Origin of the sequence: Pseudomonas sp. BJP69, from assembly GCF_007633355.1 — a bacterium.
GTDB classification, from domain to species: Bacteria; Pseudomonadota; Gammaproteobacteria; order Pseudomonadales; family Pseudomonadaceae; genus Aquipseudomonas; species Aquipseudomonas juntendi.
Genome location: NZ_CP041933.1, coordinates 3609785 through 3632946, shown reverse-complemented (window position 1 = coordinate 3632946; position 23162 = coordinate 3609785). Strand labels below are relative to the sequence as shown.

At 63.4% G+C, this 23162-nt stretch carries 20 protein-coding genes and 1 pseudogene; 15 read left to right on the top strand and 6 right to left on the bottom strand.

The annotated features are described in order from the left end of the window. From tssM to FPB55_RS16785, 7 genes are all read left to right on the top strand, one after another. Positions 1 to 3588: a type VI secretion system membrane subunit TssM gene (gene tssM, locus FPB55_RS16815; RefSeq protein WP_144188729.1), complete on the top strand. Its 3588-nt coding sequence runs from the start codon at positions 1 to 3 to the stop codon at positions 3586 to 3588. A 227-nt stretch (positions 3589 to 3815) separates the two neighbouring features. Then, on the top strand, positions 3816 to 4394 hold the full coding sequence (locus tag FPB55_RS16810; protein WP_115294448.1) for a GNAT family N-acetyltransferase: 579 nt from the start codon (positions 3816 to 3818) through the stop codon (positions 4392 to 4394). Between the two features lie 71 nt (positions 4395 to 4465). Beyond that, complete coding sequence (locus tag FPB55_RS16805; protein WP_009686353.1) at positions 4466 to 5188, top strand: iron-containing redox enzyme family protein; 723 nt, start codon at positions 4466 to 4468, stop codon at positions 5186 to 5188. 22 nt (positions 5189 to 5210) lie between these two features. Beyond that, on the top strand, positions 5211 to 6440 hold the full coding sequence (locus FPB55_RS16800) for an MFS transporter (RefSeq protein ID WP_029887442.1): 1230 nt from the start codon (positions 5211 to 5213) through the stop codon (positions 6438 to 6440). A gap of 46 nt (positions 6441 to 6486) precedes the next feature. Further along, positions 6487 to 7737, top strand: a complete 1251-nt coding sequence (locus FPB55_RS16795) for an aminotransferase class I/II-fold pyridoxal phosphate-dependent enzyme (protein WP_047149823.1) — start codon at positions 6487 to 6489, stop codon at positions 7735 to 7737. After that, positions 7730 to 7957, top strand: a complete 228-nt coding sequence (locus tag FPB55_RS16790) for a hypothetical protein (RefSeq protein WP_029887440.1) — start codon at positions 7730 to 7732, stop codon at positions 7955 to 7957. The genes FPB55_RS16795 and FPB55_RS16790 overlap by 8 nt, the downstream gene beginning before the upstream one ends. 66 nt (positions 7958 to 8023) lie before the next feature. Further along, the gene (locus FPB55_RS16785; RefSeq protein ID WP_009686357.1) at positions 8024 to 8950 is read left to right on the top strand and encodes a dienelactone hydrolase family protein; all 927 of its coding nucleotides are present in this window, start codon (positions 8024 to 8026) and stop codon (positions 8948 to 8950) included. Positions 8951 to 8952: 2 nt separating this feature from the next. Here the strand turns inward: FPB55_RS16785 and FPB55_RS16780 are convergent, their stop codons facing one another. Beyond that, positions 8953 to 9924, bottom strand: a complete 972-nt coding sequence (locus FPB55_RS16780) for a helix-turn-helix domain-containing protein (RefSeq protein ID WP_144188727.1) — start codon at positions 9922 to 9924, stop codon at positions 8953 to 8955. Between the two features lie 327 nt (positions 9925 to 10251). On the opposite strand from FPB55_RS16780, the gene FPB55_RS16775 reads away from it, so the two are divergent. The 3 genes and pseudogenes from FPB55_RS16775 to FPB55_RS16765 form a co-directional block, all read left to right on the top strand. Further along, positions 10252 to 12168 (top strand): methyl-accepting chemotaxis protein, encoded by a 1917-nt coding sequence (locus FPB55_RS16775; protein ID WP_144188725.1) that lies wholly within the window; start codon positions 10252 to 10254, stop codon positions 12166 to 12168. Positions 12169 to 12271: 103 nt separating this feature from the next. Beyond that, positions 12272 to 13144, top strand: coding sequence for a glyoxalase III HchA (hchA, locus tag FPB55_RS16770; RefSeq protein ID WP_144188723.1), 873 nt, complete (start codon positions 12272 to 12274; stop codon positions 13142 to 13144). 56 nt (positions 13145 to 13200) lie between these two features. Beyond that, a pseudogene (locus FPB55_RS16765) lies at positions 13201 to 13401 on the top strand (LuxR C-terminal-related transcriptional regulator); the annotation flags it as partial. A gap of 15 nt (positions 13402 to 13416) precedes the next feature. Here FPB55_RS16765 and FPB55_RS16760 read toward each other — a convergent pair. Next, the gene (locus FPB55_RS16760; RefSeq protein WP_029887434.1) at positions 13417 to 14109 is read right to left on the bottom strand and encodes a FadR/GntR family transcriptional regulator; all 693 of its coding nucleotides are present in this window, start codon (positions 14107 to 14109) and stop codon (positions 13417 to 13419) included. 259 nt (positions 14110 to 14368) lie between these two features. Between FPB55_RS16760 and FPB55_RS16755 the strand changes: the two genes are divergently transcribed. From FPB55_RS16755 to FPB55_RS16740, 4 genes are read left to right on the top strand one after another with little or no spacing between them, the layout of a single operon-like run. Next, entirely contained in the window at positions 14369 to 15154 is a 786-nt protein-coding gene (locus FPB55_RS16755; protein WP_009686363.1) for a transporter substrate-binding domain-containing protein, read from the top strand. Positions 15155 to 15177: 23 nt separating this feature from the next. Continuing rightward, positions 15178 to 15843 (top strand): amino acid ABC transporter permease, encoded by a 666-nt coding sequence (locus tag FPB55_RS16750; RefSeq protein ID WP_009686364.1) that lies wholly within the window; start codon positions 15178 to 15180, stop codon positions 15841 to 15843. Further along, complete coding sequence (locus FPB55_RS16745) at positions 15844 to 16491, top strand: amino acid ABC transporter permease (RefSeq protein ID WP_144188721.1); 648 nt, start codon at positions 15844 to 15846, stop codon at positions 16489 to 16491. Then, on the top strand, positions 16478 to 17209 hold the full coding sequence (locus FPB55_RS16740; RefSeq protein ID WP_009686366.1) for an amino acid ABC transporter ATP-binding protein: 732 nt from the start codon (positions 16478 to 16480) through the stop codon (positions 17207 to 17209). Before FPB55_RS16745 ends, FPB55_RS16740 begins: the two co-directional genes overlap by 14 nt. Positions 17210 to 17266: 57 nt before the next feature. On the opposite strand, the gene FPB55_RS16735 is transcribed toward FPB55_RS16740, so the two are convergent. Next, positions 17267 to 17782 (bottom strand): DUF4880 domain-containing protein, encoded by a 516-nt coding sequence (locus tag FPB55_RS16735; protein ID WP_054911781.1) that lies wholly within the window; start codon positions 17780 to 17782, stop codon positions 17267 to 17269. A gap of 433 nt (positions 17783 to 18215) precedes the next feature. Then, positions 18216 to 18527, bottom strand: a complete 312-nt coding sequence (locus FPB55_RS16730; protein WP_009686368.1) for a hypothetical protein — start codon at positions 18525 to 18527, stop codon at positions 18216 to 18218. Positions 18528 to 18615: 88 nt separating this feature from the next. Between FPB55_RS16730 and FPB55_RS16725 the strand changes: the two genes are divergently transcribed. Continuing rightward, entirely contained in the window at positions 18616 to 19323 is a 708-nt protein-coding gene (locus FPB55_RS16725; protein WP_009686369.1) for a LexA family transcriptional regulator, read from the top strand. A gap of 1072 nt (positions 19324 to 20395) precedes the next feature. Here the strand turns inward: FPB55_RS16725 and FPB55_RS16720 are convergent. Both FPB55_RS16720 and FPB55_RS16715 read right to left on the bottom strand, forming a co-directional pair. Further along, positions 20396 to 22348, bottom strand: coding sequence for an acetyl/propionyl/methylcrotonyl-CoA carboxylase subunit alpha (locus FPB55_RS16720; protein WP_047149860.1), 1953 nt, complete (start codon positions 22346 to 22348; stop codon positions 20396 to 20398). Further along, positions 22345 to 23160: a gamma-carboxygeranoyl-CoA hydratase gene (locus tag FPB55_RS16715; protein ID WP_009686371.1), complete on the bottom strand. Its 816-nt coding sequence runs from the start codon at positions 23158 to 23160 to the stop codon at positions 22345 to 22347. The genes FPB55_RS16720 and FPB55_RS16715 overlap by 4 nt, the downstream gene beginning before the upstream one ends. Positions 23161 to 23162: the final 2 nt, after the last annotated feature.

The window sequence follows — 23162 nt, the reverse complement described above, 5'->3', positions numbered from 1 at the left end:
ATGAATCAACGATGGACGCTATTGAAACGTTGGCTTTTGCCCCTGGCGACTCGAGTCGGCCTGGCCATGCCTGTGCTGCTTCTGCTGGGCAGCGTGCTGATGCTGGTCGCCATCTGGTGGCTAGGCCCACAGTGGGCATGGCGTGAACAGCATCCGCTTGCCAGCATCGCGCACCGCAGTCTGGCCAGCCTGGTGCTCGTGCTGGTGCCGCTGCTGTGCTGGCTGTTGGTGCTGCGCAGGCGCTACGTGCGCCTTCAGGCAGAGCGCAACGAGGCGGCGGCCGCAGAGCTGGACAGCGTATTGCCGTTGCTTCGGGCCCAGGAAAACGCCTTGGACCAAGGGCTGGCGCGATTGCTCGGCAGTGCGGGAGGGCGGCGTGCCCTGTACCGATTGCCCTGGTACCTGGTGATAGGTGACCAGCATGCGGGCAAGTCCAGTTTCATCGACCGTACGGAGCAAAGCTTTTCCCTGACCCGGATCGACAAGGTGCAGGCGCGGGGTACGCAGGCGCAGGCGCTGGCCTTCCCGATAGGCTGGTGGGTCAGCAACGAGGCGGTGATCATCGACCCGCCCGGGGCCTTTATCAGGCAGGACTCGCCGGCAGGCTCGCTCGCCGGGGCGCCAGGTGCCCCGCAGGTGCCACCGGCTGCCCCCGCCAGGCTCTGGCAGCACCTGCTGGGTTGGCTGGTGCACAATCGCAGCCAGCGGGCACTCAATGGCATGGTGCTGGTCGTGGACCTGCCTGCGTTACTGCAGGGTACGCCCGAGCAGCGTGTTGCCTTGGCCCACAGGCTGCGCACGCGGCTGTACGAAGTCAGCAGCCAGTTGGGCTCGCGCCTGCCGTTGTATGTGGTACTGAGCAAATTCGATCTGCTGGACGGCTTCGACCAGCTCTATGGGGGCCTTCCCGTCGACTTGCGGGAAAACATGCTGGGCTTCACCTTCAAGCTGGATACGGTCGGCTCCTTCGATGCCTGGCTGCAGGAGTATGGCGATCATTACCAGCAGTTGCTCAATCGGCTGTTCGAGCAGGTGGTGGATCGACTCGATACCTTGGCCAGTGCGCCGCAGCGCGCGCGGCTGTTCTCGTTGCATGCCCAGTTGATCGGCTTGCGCCCGATACTGCTGGGTTTCCTGAAAGAAACGCTGGCGAGTGACCGTTACACCACACCCGCCCTGGTGCGGGGGGTGTACTGGTCTTCGGTTATTCAGCAAGGGGACGTGCTCAACGCCTTCGTGCGCGAGTCAGCCCAGCCCTACAACACAGCGCTTCCGTTGCTGGAGGGCAAGGCGCAAGGCAAAGCGTTTGCCTACTTCATCCAGCATGCGTTCCGGCGTGTCATCTACAAGGAGGCGGGGCTTGCCGGAGACAACATCAAGGTGGCGCGCAGCAAGCGCCGGTTGTTATGGGTCGGCTCGGGTGTGGGCATGCTGGCTTTCTGTGTTGCCGTAGCCAGCTGGCAGCGCTTTTTCGACATCAATGGCGCCAAGGCCGCCAACGTGCTCGCCAAAAGCCGGGAGTACAGCCACCACCAAGTGGATCAGCGCCTGGACCCGACCGGGCGCAACCTGCTGGAGCCGCTGGACCAGATCCGCGATGCGGTTTCGGTGTTTGGCGACTACCGCGCCGCCTGGCCGGGTGTTTCCGATCTAGGCCTCTACCAGGGGCGTATCATTGGCCCGCGTGTCGATGAGGCTTACCTCAGCTTGCTCTCCAGGCGATTCCTGCCGGCCTTGGCCAGTGGCGTGATCGACGCCATGGATGCCGCTGCGCCAGGCAGTGAACGGCAAATGGCTGCCCTGCGGGTTTACCGTATGCTGGAAGACCGCCAGAACCGGCGGCCTGAGTGGGTCGAGACATGGATGGCCCGCCAGTGGCAGCAACAGTTTCCTGGCCAAGGGCAGCTGCAGCGCGACCTCATGCGCCACCTGAAGTATGCCTTGGCCTATGCCGACACCGAGTTGCCGCAGTACCGCCAGCGTATCGCCGTGGTGCAGGCGGCGTTGCGCAAGGTGCCGTTACCGGAGCGGGTATATGCCGGGCTCAAGCAGCAGGCTCAGGAACACCTGCTCACGGGCCTGGATCTGCGTCAGCAGGTCGGCCCCGCGTTCGACGTGGTGTACCAGCGCTCGGCTGGGGGCAGCGGCGAGGATGTGCGACTGGCGCCGATACACACCGCCAAGGGTTTCAAGGAGTACTTCGAGCCCCGCAGCCAAAGCTTCGCCGACATGGCGATGATCGACCAGTGGGCGCTGGGTGAGCGCAGCCAGCTGGAGTACTCGGACGCTGACCGGGCAGTGTTGAGCGAGCGTCTGCGCAACCTGTACAGCGCCGACTACATAAACAGCTGGCGACGTGCATTGAATGCCGTTTCGGTGGCGGATTTTCACGACCTCGAACACGGCGTAATGGTCCTGCAGCAGCTGACCGGGCCCGCGGCGCCGTGGCACCGGCTGCTGGCTACGGTGAAAGACAACACTTCGCTGTCATCGGCTGAGGTACTCGACACGGGCAGCGCCAGCGACACGCTCATGCCCAAGGGCAGCGAGCCCGAGCGCCAGCAGGCCTGGGCCATCCAGCGGGCTTTTGCGGGGCTGAGCGGGATGCTGCATGCAACGCAAGACAAACCAAGCTACTACGATGAAGTGCTGGCGGCCATGGTGGCCGTGCACGACTACGCCAAGGCCGTGCAGGGCAGCCCAGACCGGGGCAAGGCCGCCCTGCAAGCGGTGCAGCAGCGTTTTGCGATGACCGGCCCAGACCCGATCAGCACCCTGCAACGGGTGGCCACCGGTTTGCCTGAACCGCTCAATCACCACGCCAAGAAGGTGGCCGATGAAACCGCCCGGGTGCTGCACATCGAAGCCCTGCGCGAGCTGGAGCGGCGCTGGGACACCGAGGTCTACAGCTTCTTCCAGCAGCGCCTTGCCGGGCGTTACCCTTTCGTGGCCAGGGCGCCGGATGCATCGCTGGATGACTTCGAGGCGTTCTTCGGGCCGCAGGGGCGGTTGCAGCGCTTCAGTGAGCAATACCTGAAGGCATTCCTGCACGACAACCTCGAGGCGCTGCGCGCCGGCCCGCAAGGGCAGTCGCTGATCCGCAGCGATGTGATCGAGCAGTTGGCGCTGGCCAACCGCATTCGTGAAACCTTCTTCGACCAGCGTGGCAACTTGAGCGTGCAGTTCAGCATCGAGCCGCTGGGGCTCAGCGCTAACCAGCGCACCAGCCTGCTGGACCTTGACGGCCAGCTGATTGCCTACACCCATGGCCCGCGGCAGCTCACCGGCATCATCTGGCCGAACACGCTTGGCCGGCACGTGCGCAGTAACCTGACCCTGCTCAGGCAGAACGGCAGTAGCAGCCGCCTGGAGTACCGCGGCCCCTGGTCGATGTTCCGCTTGCTCAGCCGCGGTTCGCTCAATGGGCGAACCGCAACCAGCGTGGACCTGAGCTTCAGCACCGGTGATGGCGTGATGCGCTACCGGCTCAGCGCTGAAAAAGCGTTCAACCCCATTACCCAGGAACCGTTCAAGGGCTTCCAGTTACCCCGTGGGTTGCTGCAGCAGCCGCTTGAGGCCCGGCTGTAAGGCGGGTTCGCAGGGGCGCAGGGATCGTTTGAAAAATGCCACGGCACCGGGCGGGTGCGCGACCCTGCCCGCCGAGCAGGCGGCGCGGTGCAGCACAGCGTCTGCGCCGCGGTTCCCGGGCAGGTTGAGGGTTGTCACTATCTTTCCGTTTTCTGTCCGATTGCCTGCTTACTCCACGTTACACCTAAACGGTTAAATCCCTGCCTGAACGTACACGGGATTTCACCATGAACACCTCCCTCTCCTTGGCGCCACAAGTCTCCACCGAGGCGCAGTTGCAATGGCTACAACGGGCTGACCGTACTGTTGCACTGGACATCATGACGCTCATCAACAGCACGGTTGAGGATGGCGGGGTGCTGGGCTACGAGCAGGCGATGTCGGTCGACCAGGGTGTCGATTTCGCCGCGGCGTTGCAGGCGCGTATCGAGGGCGGGCATACCCATGCTTTGCTCGGCCGGGCACCTGCCGGCCCGGCGTGCCTGGTCATCCTGTCCCGTAGCAGCATGCCCAACTGCCGCCACATCGCTGACCTGAGCAAAGGCGTGGTACACCCAGACTACCGGGGCTCCGGGCTGGTGGCCCGGGCCTTCGCGGAAATCGTGCGGCTGTGCCAGGCGAAGGGTATCGAACTGCTGACCCTGGACGTACGCGAAGGCACCCGTGCCCACCGCCTATGGCAACGCTTCGGGTTTCAGACCTACGGCGTGCTCGACGACTACGCGCGGGTCAACGGTGTGAAGCACCGCGGCCACTACATGGCCCAGTCAGTACAAAGCCTGGCCCAGCGACTCAACCTGAGCTGAAGCGCCCTCAATCCTTCGCCTGCGGCCATCGCCGCCAAGGGCCCCTTTTCAATCATTCAAGGAACGCCACCATGGCCTTGTCGACTGCAGCCTTTCGCGATCAGCTGGAACAGAAACTGCACCACCACCTGACGCTGTCTCACCCGATCTTCGAAGCCCTGCTTTCACCTGAAGGCAACAAGCCGCTCCTGCGCAAGGTCGCGCTGCAAGGTTACCAACTCACCAAGTACTTCCTGACTTATGTCGAGCACCTGTTCTTCCATTGCCCGCTGCCTGCCCACAAGCGCGCGCTGATCACCAACTGCTTCGAGGAGGAGACCGGGCGGCTCTCGCGTACCGATAACCATGTGGTGCTCATGCAGAATTTCTTGCGTGCACTGGGCATCAGCGATGCCGAGCGTGATGCCGAGCAACCGCTGCCGGCCACCTGGGAGCTAATCGACTACCGCCTGCAGGCGGTACGTGACCCGGCGCGTTACCACGTGGGGGCTGCCGCGGTGATGATCGCCAGCGAGGGGCAAAACCTCGAGACCGTTGCCGGTGATGCACGTCACGTGCTGCTCGGCCGGGCGTACGGCCTGACCGAGCACGACTTGCTGTTCTTCTCCGTGCACCAGAAGGAAGACGTTGGCCACGTCAACGAAGGCCTGGATCTGGTTTCGCAGCTGTGCACCACGGCCCAGATGCAACAAGAGGCGTTGCAAGCGGTAGATCACACCTGCCAGCTGTTCTACGCGATGTACGAAAACATGTACCAGGTGTATTGCCGGGCTCCCCAGGCCGAAGCGGTGTAATACCCCGCGCAGAGGATTGGCCATGAAACAGAAATTCAGCTCAACCCTGATCGTCTCGGTGCTGGTAGTCGGCTTCGTGGTGATGTTCCTGTCCAGCGCCCTGAAAGGGCTGTACCAAGTGTACTTCGTCGACCTGGCCACGCACTTTGGTGGCGGGCGTGCAGCCTTGGCCACGGCAGGTTCTTTGTTCGTGCTGACCATTGGCCTGGTGTCGCCGGTGGTGGGTTGGCTGAGCGACCGGGTTGGGCCGCTGAGCACGGTTGCCCTGGGCAGCGTAAGTGCAGGGGTGGTGCTGCTGGGGGTGACCTTGGTCGGCAGCCAGCTGATGCTGTTCACCCTGTTGTATGGCCTGCTGGGTGCCTTCGCCCTTGCCGCGATGACCTACGTACCCATGGGCATTCTGGTCGATCGCCTGGTCGCAGAGCGTTTCAAGGCCTTCGCCTTCGCTTTCGTGACCAATGGTACGTCGATCGGCTTCATCGTGCTTTCGCCGCTGTGGATCATGCTGCAGCAGCGCGTGGGCTGGCAGCCGGTGTTCTCCTGGGTCGGCCTGATCTTCCTGGTGCCGTTGAGCCTGGCGCTGTACTGGGTGGCGCGCACCGTTCCGCTCAAGCCCGACCCGCAGGCGGCGCTGGTCAAGCACTCGGTCGCGTTTCTGTTGCGTGATTCGCGGTTCTTCGTATTGGCCCTCAGCTTCGCCAGCTGTGGGGCCACCATGGCGTTCATCGACGTGCACCTGGTGTCGTTCTGGCAGGGCGAGGGGCTGCCTAGCTCGGTACAGGCCAGCGGCCTGAGCTTGCTGGGTGTGCTGGAACTGGTCAGTGGCCTGATGGCTGGGTGGCTGGCTACCCGCTACAACAAAGGGCTTCTGCTGATGATGTTCTACCTGCTGCGTACGGCGGCGGTGATCGTCCTGCTGACCACACCTGGGCCGCTGGGTACCTACCTGTTTGCGGTGCTGTTCGGTGCCAGTTACCTGGGTACGGTGGTGCTCACGTCAGCATTCTGCTTTGCCCTGTATGGCGCCGAAATCAAAGGCAAGGTGTTTGGCCTGCTGTTCCTCGTACACCAACTGGGTGCGTTGCTGGCCACACAGCTCGGCGCCCTGGATTTCGACCGGCATCAAAGCTACCAGTTGACCCTGGTTGGCCTGGCGACGGCCACCGTGATGGCTGCACTGGCTTCCCTGTGGCTGGTTTCGGCACGCGTGGCCGCAGAAGCCTCGGCCCCGCCAGTGGCTGAAGCGGAATAGCCCCCGATCAACTGCGCATTGTTCAATGCAAACAAGGAGATGCACCATGCAATCGTCTGCGATTGGCCTGGACGGCTTTGACGCAACTTCGGCGCTGCACAGCAATCGGGTCAGCGATTTGTCCGATGTTTTCTGCGAGCCATTGGCCATGACGTCTGCTTATACCTTTGCGTCGGCGCAAGAGGCTGCAGAACGTTTCAGCGGGCAACAGCAGGGTAATGTGTACAGCCGCTTCACCAACCCCACGGTGCAAGCCTTCGAAGGCCGCGTGGCGGCGCTCGAACAAGCCGAAGACGCGGTGGCGTTCGCTTCCGGGATGGGCGCGTTTACCGCGCTGTGCCATGGGTTCCTGCAGCAGGGTGACAACATTGTCTGCAGCCGCGATGTGTTCGGTACCACCGCCAGTGCCTTCAGCGTTTACATGGCGCGGTTCGGGATCGAGGCGCGGTTCGTCGACCTTACCGACCTGGGCCAGTGGCAGCAGGCGATCGACGACAAGACCCGCCTGGTGGTGCTGGAATCCCCCTCCAACCCGCTGCTGAAAATTGGTGACATCCGTGCCATCAGCCTTCTGGCGCACGCCAAGGATGCGCTGGTCGTGGTGGACAACACCCTGTTGACGCCGGTGCTCCAGCGCCCGCACAGCCTGGGTGCGGACTTGGTCATCCATTCGGCGGGTAAGTACATGGACGGCCAGGGGCGTGCGCTGGCCGGTGTAGTGACCGGTTCCAAGAGCCTGATGCAGGTGTTGAGGGGCGTGTTGCGCACGTTGGGTATTTCCTGCAGCCCGTTCAATGCCTGGTTGTTGCTCAAAAGCCTGGAAACCCTCGAAATCCGCATGCTGCGGGTGCAACAGGGCGCCCTGGAGCTGGCCCAGTGGCTTGGCGAACAACCCCTGGTGAGCGCTGTGCATTACACCGGCCTGGCGCAACACCCTCAGCATGCCTTGGCGTGCAGGCAACAGGACGGCCATGGCGGCTTGCTGAGTTTCGAGATCTTCGGCGGCCAGGCAGCGGCCTGGCAATGGATCGATCAACTGCAGTGCGTGGCGCGCTGCACCAATATTGGTGATACCCGCAGCATGGTCACGCACCCGGCCAGCACCACCCATGGCCGCCTGGATGCGCAAGCACGGCGCCACGCCGGCATTTCCGACGGGTTGATCAGGCTGTGCGTCGGCCTGGAGCGGGTGAGCGATATCAAGGCCGACCTGCAACAGGCCTTCGATGCCGTGGCCTACCAACCCACGGTCCAGGCAGCGCAGGGCCGCCCCCGCAGTGTGGTCGCCAATGGCTGAACTGCTCGCTTCCGGGTTCTCCATTGGGGTGTTTGCCGTGGGCATGCAATTGCTCGCCCTGGTCGCGGTGTATGGCGCGTGCACTGCCCGGCAAGTGCGCGGTTATGCCGTGGCGTTCGGCTTGGGGTGCTGTGTGCTGATCGCAATGGTGGTACTGGACCCGTTGGCGCTTGGCCGCTGGCCCATCGAGGGTGTGGCAGCGATGGCGATGTGCGGCTGAGACGGGCGTCCGTTTTTTGTGAAACAGCAGCAATAAAAGCCCGTTGGGGCGTTCAGGAGTCGTTAAATGTATAAAAAATTGGCCATCAGCCTGTTATTGGGGTGTGCGCTGCCGTTGGCAGCGGCCCAGGCTGAGGTTGCATCCGACGCTGGCGAGACTGTGGCCAGCGTCAGCAAGCGGCTGGTTTCGTTCTACAGCCAGCCCCTGCCTTCTGCCGGCAAACTGAAACCGATCAGGGTGCCAGCGGTGCTGTCCATGCCGGCCAACCAGGCCGGGCCAGCACCGGCTGTGGTGATATTGCACGGCTCGGCGGGGATGGACTCACGCGGGCCGTTGCACGCGGCCGACCTCAATGCCCGCGGCATCGCCACGCTGGAACTGGACATGTGGGGCGCGCGCCGGCTGGCTGGCGGCGCACAGGGGCGGCCGCCCCGGGTTCACGATACCTTGCCGGACCTGGCGGGCGCCTTGTCTTACCTGGCCAATCAGCCAGGGGTCGATAGCGAGCGGGTAGGGGTGCTCGGGTTTTCATGGGGTGGCGCCCAGGCCATGCTCGCCGCGTCTGCGTCCATCGACGATGAGTTGCAACAGGCCTCTGGGGTGCGCCCCGTAGCCTTGGCAGCGTTCTATCCCGTGTGCTGGGGATACAACCGTGTGCCAGGCTATGACTTGAAGCACCTGGCGCCGGCCCGCCTGCTGGTGCTGGTCGGTGAAAAGGACCAGTACGATGATGACCCCAAGGCTTGTACCAAACTGGTTGCAAGCCTGCCTGCCGAAGACCAGGCACGGGCAAAGGTGCTGGTCTACCCCGGTGCCGAGCATGGCTTCAATGGCCTGGAAGCCGCGCAGGAATACAAGGACCCGTTCCTGCACCGTGGCCAGGGCGGCTTGGGGCGTTCGGCACCGGACCCAGCAGCCCGGGAGGCGTCGCGCAAGGCTGTGGTGGCGTTTTTCACAGACAGTTTCGCCACGCCCACCGTCAGTGGTCGCTGATACTAGGTGTTGTCCTGGGTGATCACGCTGCGAAACTGCAGCGGCGGTTGCGGCATTTCCCGCCGCCAGGCCAGGCGAAAGGCATGGCTGCTGCCGTAACCGCAACGTTCGGCGATCTGTTCCACATTCAGGCGGCTGCCGCGTAACAGGTCACGGGCCAGGTCGATGCGTTGGGCGCGCAGGTAGTCCTGCAGGGTTTGCCCCGTGTTCTCGCGAAACAGGCGTGCCAGGTGCCGGTAGCTGACATTGAACTGGCTGGCCAGTTGTTCGAAGCTGAAACTGCTGCCCAGGTGCGTGTCGATATAGTCCTGGGCCGCGTGTACCAGCGGGTGGATGTGGTTGCGTGCCAGGTCGGCCGCGCGCAGTTGCACATCTTCGCCAGCACGGCGACGGTAGATCACCAGTTCCTGGGCCACCTGGTTGGCCACGGCTTTGCCGAAGTGCAGCGACACGATATGCAAGGCCAGGTCGGTGCCGCTGGACACGCCCGCCGAGGTGAACACACCGTCGTCCTCCACGAACAGGCGATTTTCCAGCACCTTGGCTTTTGGGTAGCGTGCCTGCAGCAAGCCGACATAGCGGTGATGGGTGGTGCATTCACGGCCGTTCAGCAGCCCGGCTTCGCCCAGCAGGAACGCGCCGGTGCAGATGGAACACAGTTGCACGTCTGGGGTTTGCCCTATCACGTTCGCCAGCCACTGCGCGGTTGCGGCCAAGGTCGCAGCGTCGCTGGGGCTGGTAGACAGCTTGTTGCCGACCACGAACAGCAAATCTTCGGGCGAAAGCTGTTCGGGCAGGGGATGCAAGCCGCTCAAGGTCACACCTTGATAGCTGCTCATCTGGTGTCTGGCTGCGATGCAACGGACGCTGACCGGCGCCAACCGCAGCTCTTCCAGGCTGGCCATGATCTGCAGCGGCCCGCCGAGGTCCAGAATGTGTGTGCCCGGGAGTAACAAGAACCAAATGGTGCGCATGACGGTATTCCTATGATGTTCAAGCGCCTGACGTAAAGCGGCACCTCAGCAAAATAGCGTCAAAAGGCCATGCAGTGAAAGCCTGCCCTGATCGGATGCAGGCACTAGGGAAACGCTGTAAATAGCCGCTATTAATTCCCCATTCGCAACAATTGCTTCGATATTTGCATTTGATTGATTTATTTGGCCCTGTCACGCTCTCGAGCTGCCTCAAATATCGCCTGAGCCCAGCCCGGTCCGCTTTATCGCCTGGGCGGCGCGCCCAGCTGCCCATTCGCATTCATTTCATCGCGACCTGGCAGCGACATCGTTCAAGGATGCAATGATATGAATAACTGGCTAACCCACCTCACTGTCGCCAAGAAGCTGATGATCGGCTTCGGCCTGCTATTGCTGTTGGTGGTTTTGAGCATTGGCGCAGGCTGGAGCGCCATCAGCAGCTTGTCCTACCGGATGGACCGCATGAGTGCGGTCAACCGGCTGATGGACGACATATCCAAGATGCGCCTGGACCGTTCGGCTTACCTGCAAAGTGAAGGCGACGCCCAGGCTGCCAAGGTTTTGCAGGACAAGATCGTCGAAGTTGGGCAGCACCTGGTCGAGCTGCAAGGGTTTTTTGCCAATGCCGAGAATGCACGGCGGATTGCCTCGCTGGCGGAATACCTGGCCACCTACCAGCGGGGTATTGAATCCTTGGGCCAGGCCTATGAGCAGATCGAGCAGTCGCGGGCGGTACGCCGCAGCAGCGGCGACAGCGCACTCAAGCGCCTGGATGAGCTCGACAGACTGGCGGGTGAACAGAACGGCTTGCGTGACCAGGCACTCTACAAGGCGGTCAACGACCTGCAGATGCAATTTCTGTATGCGCGCTTTGAAACCCGTGGCTACACCTACGGTGGCAATGGCAAGCAGTACGCTGCTGCGGCCAAGGCCGTTGACGCGACACTGACCGCGTTGCAAACCCTGGGGGATGTTCTGCAGGGCTCGCGTGCAAGCCTGCTCAATGAGCTGACGCAATCCGTTACCGCCTACCGGGCCTCGCTGGACACTCACCGCGCGGCGTTGACCCGCATCGACACCCTGCTCAAGGACATCCAGAAGCAGGGTGATGCATTGCTGCAGACCAGCCAGGACCTGTACGACCAGCAGATGCAGATGCGCCAGGACGATACCCGTGATGCGGCGTGGACGCTGATCAGTTGCCTGGTGCTGGCGCTGCTGCTGGGCGGGCTGGCGGCCGTGTTGATCACGCGGCAGATCGTGCCACCCCTGCGCGAAGCGTTGGCCCGGGTGCGGCGCATTGCCGAGGGTGACCTCAGCGTCTTCCCCACGGGCTCGCGCAAAGACGAAATCGGCGAGTTGCAAGATGGCTTGCAGCACATGACCGGCAGCTTGCGACAACTGGTTGGGCATATCGGTGATGGGGCGACGCAGATCGCCAGCGCCACCGAAGAGCTGTCGGCGATTACCCGGCAGACGCAGGCAGGCGCTACCGAGCAGATGCAGGAAACCGAGCAGGTGGCTGCGGCCATGCACGAAATGACCACCTCGGTGCAGGATGTGGCCCGCAACGCGGTCGAAACCGCGCGCTCGGTCAACCAGGCGGCGCAGGATGCTGTCAGTGGCGGCGACATCGTCAAAAGCGCAATTGCGCGCATCGAAAACCTGTCTGCCGAGGTGGAGCTGACCAGCGCAGCGGTGAGCACGCTGGCTGAAGAAAGCGGGCGCATTGGCAGTATGCTCGACGTGATCAAGGCGGTGGCCGAACAAACCAACCTGCTGGCATTGAACGCGGCGATCGAGGCCGCGCGTGCAGGCGAGGCCGGCCGTGGCTTTGCCGTGGTAGCGGACGAAGTGCGTGCCCTGGCGCAGCGCACCCAGCGCTCAACCGAAGACATCGAACAACTGATCGCAGCCCTGCGCGCGGGCACGCTGCAAGCCGTGCAGCGCATGGAAACCAGCCGCGGCCTGACCGGCGAGAGCGTGCAACTGGCCCGCGATGCAGGTATTGCGCTGGAGAACATCACCCACAGCATCGGCGGCATTCAGGGCATGACCCAGCAAATCGCGGCGGCTGCCGAACAGCAGGGTGCCGTCGCCGAAGAAATCAATCGTAATGTGCTGAACGTACGCGACATTACCGAACAGGCGCAAACCGCCAGCGAACAGACCAGCACGGCCAGCCTGGAGTTGGCCGGTTTGGGCAATTCACTGCAGGGGCAGGTACGCCGGTTTCAGCTCTGACCCGGCCTGAGGTAGCGCGCCATTAAGGGAAAACCCGCATTGCTGGAACGTGGGGCGGGGCCTAGGATGGTCATCGACGTCAACCTTTATCGAGGAGTACGCGATGACCACTGCAGCCGAAGACAAACGCCCAACCCCAGACCCTGCTGAGGTGGGCGCGTTTTTCCCCTCACCGTATTCGTTGAACCAATACACTTCGCCCACCTCTGACCTGAGCGATGCCGAGTACCCTGGTGCGTACAAAGGTGGCCGCTGGAAGGTTCTGGTCATCGGTGCCGATGAGCGCTACCTGCAAACTGCCAATGGCACCCTCTTCTCGACAGGCAACCACCCGGTAGAAACCTTGTTGCCCATGTACCACATGGACAAGGCGGGCTTCGCTTTCGATATCGCCACGGTGTCGGGCAACCCGGTCAAGTTCGAATTCTGGGCCATGCCCTCGGAAGACCAGGAGGTACAAGCGTTTTACCGCAAGTACCAGGCGTCATTCAGGCAGCCGCTGAAGCTGGCAGAGGTCGTCAAGGGCTTGGGTGATGACTCCGACTACATCGGCGTGTTCATTCCCGGGGGGCACGGTGCGCTGATCGGCTTGCCGGAAAGCAGCGAGGTCAAACAGGTGCTGGAGTGGGCGGCCGACCACGATAAATTCATCATTTCGCTGTGCCATGGCCCCGCGGCACTGTTGGCCGCGGGCGTGGATAAAACGGCGGAAAACTACAGGTTCAGCGGCTACAAGATCTGTGCGTTCCCTGACGCGCTGGATGCGCAAACCCCGGATATCGGCTACATGCCGGGGCACCTGACCTGGAAGTTTGGTGAAAAGCTGCGGGCCTTGGGGGTAGAGATCATCAACCAGGACATTACTGGCAAGGTGTACCAGGACCGCAAGTTGCTCACCGGCGACAGCCCGCTTGCGGGCAACAACCTTGGCAAGCTGGCCGCGGCCGCCTTGTTGAAAGAAACGTCCGGGCGATGACCTGCGGCGTAGCCGAAGTGGCGATGCAGGTGGCCCTGGCGGCGAGTGCCACGCAACTTTCGGCGCGGGAGCGGGAAGTACTGCGCTGGACCGCTGCCGGAAGCCGGCAAGCCGATATAGCTGCAACCCTTGGCTTGTCGGAACGCACCGTCGAGAACCACCTGCGTGCGGCGCGGCGGCGGCTGGGTGTGGCAACCACGGCTCAGGCGATCAAGATCGCCCTGCACAATGGCGAGTTGGGCAGCCGCCCGGAATAGGGCAGTGGCCGGGTTTCAGGCCGCAAATACCACACCGGTACGGGCAGCCGCATTGCGGATATGCTCCTGCATGGCACGCTGTGCACCGGCCTGGTTGCCACGGGCCAGCTGGCGCAGGATCTTGCGGTGTTCTTGCCAGGTTTCCATGGCCCGCTCGGGGCGAATGAAGGGCAGTTTCTGGCTTTCCAGGAAAATGTCCTGGCTGGCGGTGATCACCTGCAGCATCGCCAGGTTGCCGCTGGCCTCCAGCAGGCGCCGGTGGAAGGCGTAGTCGAGGCGGGCGGCGGCGTCGAAACGGCCGGCACGCAGCTCCTGGCGCATCGCCTCGACATTCGCCTCCAGCGCATCGATATCCGCACCGGTCAGGTACAGGGCAGCCAGGCCTGCCGCGAACCCCTCCAAGGCATAGCGCAACTGGAAGGTGTCCACCGCCGATACCTGTTCGGCGTATGGCCATGAGAACGTGGCCGCCGGGGGGGCGGAGGGCGCCTGCACGAAAACGCCCTTGCCCGGTTGCACGCTCACCAGCCCCAGCGCACTCAACGACGACAGCGCTTCGCGCAGTGACGCACGGCTGATGCCCAACTGCTCGGCCAGGTCGCGTTGCGAGGGTAGGGCATCGCCGGGTTGATAGTCGCCTGCCTCGATCAGCTTGCGAATGGCCTGCAAGGCTATTTCCGGAACGGCGCGGGGGAGCGTGTCGAGCATCTGTTCAGACCAGTTGGGAAGCGGTCTGCGCTTTGTAAAGGCTTTACCGGGTGTCTGGCAAGCCTCGCTCCGTGCTGGCGCAAGTGCAGGGCAGGCTGCACGAAAGCGGGGCACGGCCATCGCTGGCGGGCTGACTGTTCAGACCAGTAAGACCGCGAAGAGCCGCATGCCCCGGGCTTTTCCGGGGCCAGGCGCCAATGCTGGCACGGGCTGTGCAGTTTCAGCGCTAACGACCTTCTGCATACCCCGAGGCTTTCCCATGAAAAACATCCGCTCCCTGTTGCTGGCGACGCTGCTGTGTGGTGGCGCACTGGGCGCTGCCCAGGCCCAGGCCGACGCCCTGGCCGACATCACTGCCCGTGGTGTGCTCAAAGTGGCCGTGCCTCAGGACTTTCCACCGTTCGGCTCGGTCGGCCCCGACCTCAAGCCCCGCGGCCTGGACATCGACACGGCGCAGTTGTTGGCGGACAAGCTGGGCGTCAAGCTGGCCCTCACGCCCGTCAACAGCACCAACCGCATCCCGTTCCTCACCACGGGCAAGGTCGACCTGGTGATCTCCAGCCTGGGCAAGAATGCCGAGCGCGAAGCCGTGATCGATTTCTCCCGCCCTTATGCGCCGTTCTACCTGGCCGTGTTCGGCCCGGAGCAGACGTCGATCAGCGACATCGGTGCCATTGCCGGCAAGACCATCAGTGTGACCCGCGGCTCGATCGAGGACATGGAACTGACAGCGGTTGCCCCCAAAGGCGCGGTCATCAAGCGGTTCGAGGACAATAACTCCACCATCGCAGCGTACCTGTCTGGCCAGGTTGAACTGATTGCCAGCGGCAGCGTGGTGATGGCTGTCATCGCCGAGAAGAACCCGGCCAAGGTGCCGGTGATGAAGGTCAAGCTCAAGGACTCGCCCGTGTACGTCGGGCTGGCCAAGCAGGAGCCTGCCTTGCTGGCCAAGGTCAATGCCACCCTCGATGCCGCCAAGGCAGACGGCAGCCTCAACCGCAATGCTGAAAAATGGTTGAAGCAACCTTTGCCGGCCGACCTCTGAACTGCCCCTGGATTCGCTGACTGATGGCCTATCAATTCGATTTCGCGCCCGTGTTGGCCCAAGGCGACCTGCTGCTCAAGGGGGCGTTGTTCACGCTCCAGCTGACCGCAGTGGGCACCCTGTTCGGGGTAGCTCTGGGCGTACTTGGCGCTGTGGCGCGTGCCTGGCGGCTCAAACCGTTCGATGTGCTGTTCGGCGTGTACGTGGAACTGATCCGTAACACGCCCTTCATCGTGCAGCTGTTCTTCATCTTCTTTGGCTTGCCCGCGTTGGGGGTGCGCCTGACGGAATGGCAAGCCGCGGTGCTGGCCATGGTGATCAACCTGGGGGCCTATTCCACCGAAATCATCCGCGCCGGTATCCAGGCCATTCCCAAAGGGCAACTGGAGGCGGCTGCGGCACTGGCCATGAGCCGCGCCGAGGCGTTTCGCCATGTGGTCCTGCAACCGGCGCTGGCCAAAGTCTGGCCGGCCCTGTCGAGCCAGATCGTGATCGTCATGCTGGGCTCGGCGGTTTGTTCGCAAATCGCCACCGAAGAGTTGTCGTTCGCAGCCAACTTCATTCAGTCGCGCAATTTCCGGGCGTTCGAGACTTACCTGCTGACCACGGGCCTGTACCTGATCATGGCCATTGCGGTGCGCCAGCTGCTGCTGTGGTTCGGGCAGCGCTTTCTGATGGGGAGACGATGAATGGAGTTCACCTTATGGGACATCGTCCGCAACTTGCTGGTTGGCATGCAGTGGACCCTGCTGCTGTCGCTGGTGGCGTTCATCTGCGGTGGCGTCGCCGGCCTGCTGGTGCTGCTGGGGCGCCTCTCTGACAACTTCGTGCTGCGCGGGGCCGCCAAGGGCTATATCGAGCTGTTTCAGGGCACGCCACTGCTGATGCAGTTGTTCATGGTGTTTTTCGGCATTGCCCTGTTCGGCGTCGATATTTCGGCCTGGATGGCGGCGGCCATCGCCTTGACATTGTTCACCAGTGCCTTTCTCGCTGAAACCTGGCGCGGCTGCGTCGAGGCTATTCCACGTGGCCAGTGGGAAGCCTCCGGCAGCCTGGCCATGACCCGGCTGGAGCAGATGCGTTACGTGATCCTGCCCCAGGCGCTGCGGATTGCCGTGGCACCTACCGTTGGCTTCTCGGTGCAGGTGGTCAAAGGCACGGCGGTCACTTCGATCATCGGCTTTACCGAGCTGACCAAGACCGGCGGCATGCTCGCCAACGCCACCTTCGAGCCCTTCCTGATCTACGGCTTGGTGGCCGTGGGTTATTTCATGCTCTGCTACCCGCTCTCGCTGAGCGCCCGTTACCTGGAAAGGAGGCTGCATGCCCCTGCTTAGAGTGTCCGCGTTGCACAAGTACTATGGCGACAACCACGTGCTCAAGGGCGTAGACCTGAGCATCGAAGAGGGTGAAGTGGTCGCCATCATCGGCCGTAGCGGTTCCGGCAAAAGTACCTTTCTGCGTACGCTCAACGGCCTGGAGTCGATCAGTGACGGCGTGATCGAAGTGGATGGCGAGTACCTGGATGCCGCGCGCGCCGACCTGCGCACGCTGCGGCAGAAAGTCGGCATGGTGTTCCAGCAGTTCAACCTGTTCCCGCACCTGACGGTCGGCGAGAACGTCATGCTCGCGCCGCAGGTGGTGAAGAAGACGAGCAAGGCCCAGGCCCGCCAACTGGCTGAGCAAATGCTGGCCAGGGTTGGCCTGGGCGACAAGTTCGACGCCTACCCGGACCGCCTTTCTGGCGGGCAGCAGCAACGGGTGGCTATCGCCCGCGCCCTGGCGATGTCGCCCAAGGTTTTGCTGTGCGACGAGATCACCTCGGCGCTCGACCCGGAACTGGTCAACGAAGTGCTCGGCGTTGTGCGGCAATTGGCGAAGGAAGGCATGACCTTGATCATGGTGACCCATGAAATGCGCTTTGCCCGGGAAGTGGGTGACAAGCTGGTGTTCATGCACCACGGCAAGGTTCACGAAACCGGTCACCCACGTGATGTATTCGCCGCGCCGCGTACGGCGGAGCTGGCGAATTTCATTGGCAGCGTAATGGGCTGAGGGGGCAGGCTTCAGAGGGGCTGCGGCGGCGGGCCTGAAGTGAACCGGCAGCGGGCATCAGCTGCACCATGCCCACACCAGTAACGCCGCCAGCCCAGCCCCGACCGCCACCGAGCAGCCGCCCAGCGACAGCGCCGCCCGGCCTTGCCGGTACCAACCATCCTGGCCAAGCTGGCGCGCCGGCGCCAGCAGGCTGCGCCAGCGTAATTCCGTTTGGTGAAACGCCTGCAAGTTCGCGGCATCTGCGTCCAGCCAGCGGCGAAAGTCGATGCGCTCGCATGCGGTCACCTGGGGGCTCTGCAAGCGCACGTACCATTGGCTGGCCACGCTTGCCAGCACGTCCCGGCGCGGGCGCCCGGCCATCAGGGCCTGGTCCATGTTGCGTTCGACAGTGGCCAGTGGCAGGTCAAGGCGGGTGGCAATGCTGGCGAAGTCCAGCTGGTCGAGGCGGCTCAGCAGCATCACTTGCTGCACCCGGCGTGGCAGCCGCTTCAGCGCGTGCAGCAGGGCATTGTCGGCATCAGGCTCATTGACCGCGGTGGGGTGTTCGACGGGCAGCAGCAGACGGGTCATGACCGGCTCCTTGCGCTACAAAGGGGAAGGGGTGGGGGCATCTTCCGTGATGCGTGTTCAGCGTAGGCGAAACGAGATTGATTCTCAAGTGCTGATTGCGCAAAGTTTTGTAATGAGCGTTCACGCCCTGAAACACATTTGCTACCATGCGCGCCATCACGATCTTCATTAGCCTGAAGAGCCAAAAAAAAGACCCGGCAAAAAGCCGGGTCAAAAACCGTGATTAGCCTGATGAGGAGATAATCTGAAAGCGACCTAAGCTTTCAGGTTATCCAGCAGATCTCGCGATCAGCTGAGTGCAATAATAATCGTTATCATTTGCCAGTCAAATGAATTTTCATCATTCCGGTAAAAAAGTTTTACCGGTGCGCTTCCTTGTCCCGGCAATCGGGGCCTTTGCCGTTACGCGGCCATCACGTGCTCTCCCTTCCGTTTACAAACCCCGGTCTTCACGTTGCTTGTGCTCCAGCAGCGCGCGTGCCATGTCCATCATGTGCATCAGCGCGAAGGTCAGCTCGCGCTGGCTGCCGTGCTGGTGCGTGGCGGTTTCCTGTGCGGTGGCGGCAGCGCAGCGCAGCAGGGCGATGGCGTGTTCCTGGGCCTGCTCGCTGGTCACGCCTTCGTGCAGGGTCCAGATCTTGTTGTCCAGCGTCGGGCGTGGCGGGTTGGGGTTGAGGTAGTAGTCGAGGGCGCGGCGGGCGGCTTCGCTGTCGAGATCTGTTTCGTCGTTTTTCGGTAGTTTCATCCTGATACCTGCTAATGCCAGTAAGGAAAGGGATCAGGCCGATACTAATACCTGGAGTATTTGAATTGCCACCAAGAAATAATACTGAATGTTTATTGAGCGCCAGAAGGCAGTCCGTATCGTGCCAGCGATGAATATGGATAAATGGATTGCCCTCGTCCGTGACCGGATGGAGGAGCTAGGGCTTACCCAAGAGCAGCTTGCCGAGCGCGTTGGCGTGTCTCAAGGCAGCGTGGGGCATTGGGTGAACAAAAGGCGTCAGCCGAAGATCGAGTCGATGAACCGCACGTTCGTCGAGATTGGCATGCCTCATTACCACGTCAGCTTGCAGTTGCGCGTTCAGGGCCAGGTCGGCGAGGAGCGCGGTACCTACGAGGTGGATGACGATGATGATGACCTGGACCTGATGCAATACATCGTATGTTTCCGCTATCCGGTGTTGAGTTGGGATCAGCTAGGTGGTGCCCAGATCGCGGAGCCTGCTGAGTTCGAGCAGACCGATTACCTGGCTCAGGGGAAGGCGTTCTGGCTGACGGTGGAAAATGATGCGATGAGTGCTATCAGTGGCCGCAGTGTGCCGCAGGGCATGCGAATGCTGGTGGACCCTGGGGCGCAAGCTGTACCTGGGCGTCTGGTGATTGCGCGTCAGCCAGGTAAACCGGCGATTTTTCGTGAATTGGCCGAGGAGGGTGGGCAGCGGTATCTCAAGGCATTGAACAGTAATTACCCGGCCTTGTTGTGCGAGGAAGGCTGCGAGTTCTTGGGGGTGGTTGTGCGGGTGCATGGCTCCTTCTAAGGTGTTTTGAGGTTGTTGTGAGGCTGGTGAGCGTAGGGCTTGATCAGTATGGCGCCTGTGAAATCGAGCGCCGCCCGCGCGGCGCATCGCGAGCTGCGCTCGCTCCTACGTTTGTTTCAGGCCAGTATGGCCTGTGACAGGCGCGCGCGACCGCCTTGTTCGTACGGCGCGGTATCGTGCCATGCCCCAAGGGGGCGCGCGCAAATCCCCCAGGCATAACTGGCCCGAAACAAACGTAGGAGCGAGCGCAGCTCGCGATGCGCCGCGCGGGCGGCGCTCGGTCTCGCAGGCGCTGCAAAGCATCGCCGGCAAGCCGGCTCCCACATCTGTTTCGGGCCAGGCTGCCCTGGGCCAGCGCATGCGACCGGTTGTGAATTTCTGGGGGTTGTTGTGCGGCTGGTGAGCGTAGGGCTTGATCAGTATGGCGCCTGTGAAATCGAGCGCCGCCCGCGCGGCGCATCGCGAGCTGCGCTCGCTCCTACGTTTGTTTCAGGCCAGTATGGCCTGTGACAGGCGCGCGCGACCGCCTTGTTCGTACGGCGCGGTATCGTGCCATGCCCCAAGGGGGCGCGCGCAAATCCCCCAGGCATAACTGGCCCGAAACAAACGTAGGAGCGAGCGCAGCTCGCGATGCGCCGCGCGGGCGGCGCTCGGTCTCGCAGGCGCTGCAAAGCATCGCCGGCAACCCGGCTCCCACATCTGTTTCGGGCCAGGCTGCCCTGGGCCAGCGCATGCGACCGGTTGTGAATTTCTGGGGGTGGTTGTGCGGCTGGTGAGCGTAGGGCTTGATCAGTATGGCGCCTGTGAAATCGAGCGCCGCCCGCGCGGCGCCTCGCGAGCTGCGCTCGCTCCTACGTTTGTTTCAGGCCAGTATGGCCTGTGACAGGCGCGCGCGACCGCCTTGTTCGTACGGCGCGATATCGTGCCATGCCCCAAGGGGGCGCGCGCAAATCCCCCAGGCATAACTGGCCCGAAACAAACGTAGGAGCGAGCGCAGCTCGCGATGCGCCGCGCGGGCGGCGCTCGGTCTCACAGGCGCTGCAAAGGGTGTGGCGAACATAAACCAGCCAACTCACTCCGCCAATTCGACCAGCACCGTCCCTTCGCTGACCATATCCCCTTCCTGGCAGAACAACGCGTTCACCGTGCCATCATGAGGCGCGCGAATGCTGTGCTCCATTTTCATGGCCTCCAACACCACCAGCGCGGTACCGGCTTCCACCCGCTGCCCCGGCGCCACCAGCACCCGCACGATACTGCCGTTCATGGGGGCGCCCAAGCCGCCCTGGTGACCGTGGCTGGCCTCGGCCTCGGCGATCGGGTCGAAGGCTTCGATAGCATGCATCTCGCCGCCCCACTGCAAGTACAACGTAGCCCCCCGGCGCATCGCCAGGTGCTGGCGACGCACGCCGTCGTGGTCATGCACCAACTGCTCGCCCAGTAACTGCCAGGTGGGCGCCGCACTGTGCTCCAGGCCCACAGCGTGGTCCTGGCCAGCACTGACCAAGTGCAGGCTACTGCGCGCGGGCAGGCCCAGGCGCAGGCCGCTGCGCTCGGCCCATGGCGAACCGGGGTCATCTTCGCGCTGCTGCCCGGCCAGGCCCTGCCGCCAGGCTTCGGCTGCGGCCTCCCAGAAACTGACCGGCAGCGGCTGTGGTGCCGGCAGCAACGCGGCCTGGTGCCGCGCAATGAAGCCGGTATCCACCTGCGCCGCGGCGAACGCCGGGTGCGCCAGAATGCGCCGCAGAAACGCGAGGTTGGTCTTCACCCCACCAATGGCGAATTCGTCGAGCATCGCCAGCAAGCGCAGGCGTGCCTGTTCGCGGTTGTCGCCCCAGGCAATCAGCTTGCCCAGCATCGGGTCGTAGAACGGCGACACCGCATCGCCTTCGCTCACGCCACTGTCCACCCGCCGGCCTTCGCCAGCTGCCGATTCACGGTACAGCGCCAGCGTGCCGGTCGCCGGCAGAAACTCGTTGGCCGGGTCCTCGGCGTACAGGCGAACTTCAATGGCATGGCCGATCAGCGGCACCTGGTCCTGGGTAATCGGCAGGGCCTCGCCGCACGCCACACGAATTTGCCAGGCCACCAGATCCAGGCCGGTAATGGCCTCGGTGACCGGGTGCTCCACCTGCAGGCGGGTATTCATTTCCATGAAGAAGAACGCGCCACGGGCGTCGAGCAGGAATTCCACCGTACCGGCACCGACATAGCCAATCGCTTGCGCCGCCCGTACCGCTGCCTCGCCCATGGCCCGGCGCAGTTCGGCCGACAGGCCGGGGGCGGGGGCTTCTTCGACCACCTTCTGGTGGCGGCGCTGGATCGAGCAATCGCGCTCGTTGAGGTACAGGCAATGGCCGTGCTGGTCGGCGAACACCTGGATTTCCACATGGCGCGGCTTGAGCACGTACTTCTCCACCAGCATACGTGCATCGCCGAACGACGCCTGCGCCTCACGCTGGGCCGACGCCAGGGCATCGGCCAGCTGGCTTTCCTCCTCGACCACCTTCATGCCCTTGCCCCCACCGCCAGCGCTGGCTTTGAGCAGCACCGGGTAGCCGATGCGCCTGGCCGCGTCGCGGAAGGTGTCGAGGTCCTGGGCTTCGCCGTGGTAACCGGGCACCAGGGGCACCCCGGCGGCCTCCATCAACGCCTTGGCCGCCGACTTGCTGCCCATGGCGTCGATGGCGCTGGCCGGTGGGCCGAGGAAAATCAGCCCCGCCTGCTCGATGGCGCGGGCGAAGCCTGCGTTCTCGGACAGGAAACCGTAGCCTGGGTGAATGGCCTGGGCACCGCTGGCCTTGGCTGCAGCCAGCAGCTTGTCGACCAGCAGGTAGCTGTCGGCGGCCTTGGTGCCGCCCAGGTCCACGCGGATATCTGCCTCGCGGCTATGCCGCGCGTCACGGTCGATGGCGCTATGCACGGCGACGGTGGTCAGGCCCATGGCCTTGGCGGTGCGCATCACCCGGCAGGCGATTTCGCCGCGGTTGGCGACCAGCAGGGTGGTCAAAGCGGGGCGGCTCATGGGCGCGGCTCCTTGGTCTCAGCGGTTTGCCAGGCGGGTGGGCGTTTCTCCAGGAAGGCGCGCAGGCCCTCCTGGCCTTCGGCGCTGACGCGGATACGGGCGATGGTGTTCTCGCAGTAGCGGCGCAGCGCCGGGCTGAGTTCGCCGTCGTCCACTTCACGCAGCAGCTCTTTGGTGGCACGCAGGGCCAGCGGGGCGTTCTGCAGCAAGTTGTTCACCCATAGCGCCACCTGTGCGTCCAGCTCAGTGGCGGGGTATACCTCGGCCAGCAGGCCCAGTTCGCGGGCCCGTATACCGCTGAAGCGCTCGGCAGTCAGGGCATAGCGGCGCGCGGCACGCTCGCCGATGGCCTTGACCACGAACGGGCTGATCACCGCCGGGGCCAGGCCGATGCGCACTTCCGACAGGCACAACTGGGCGTCTTCGGCGCCAATGGCCATGTCACAGCAACTGATCAGGCCCAGTGCCCCGCCAAACGCCGCACCTTGGACCACGGCCAGGGTCGGTACCTTGAGCCGGTGCAGGGCGTACATCAGTTCGCCCAGTTCATGGGCGTCATCCAGGTTGGTGTTGAAATCCAGCTGCGCCGACTGCTGCATCCAGGCCAGGTCGGCACCGGCGCTGAAGTGCCGGCCACGCCCGCGCAACAGTACGAAGCGCAAGCCGGTATCGTCGGCCAGCCGATCGATGGCGACGATCAGCTCGCGGATCATCTGCGCGTTGAACGCGTTGTTCTTGTCCTCGCGGCTAAGCCACAGGGTGGCGAAGCCGCGGGGGTCGCGAATCACTTCGAGGGTGCTGAAATCGCTCATGG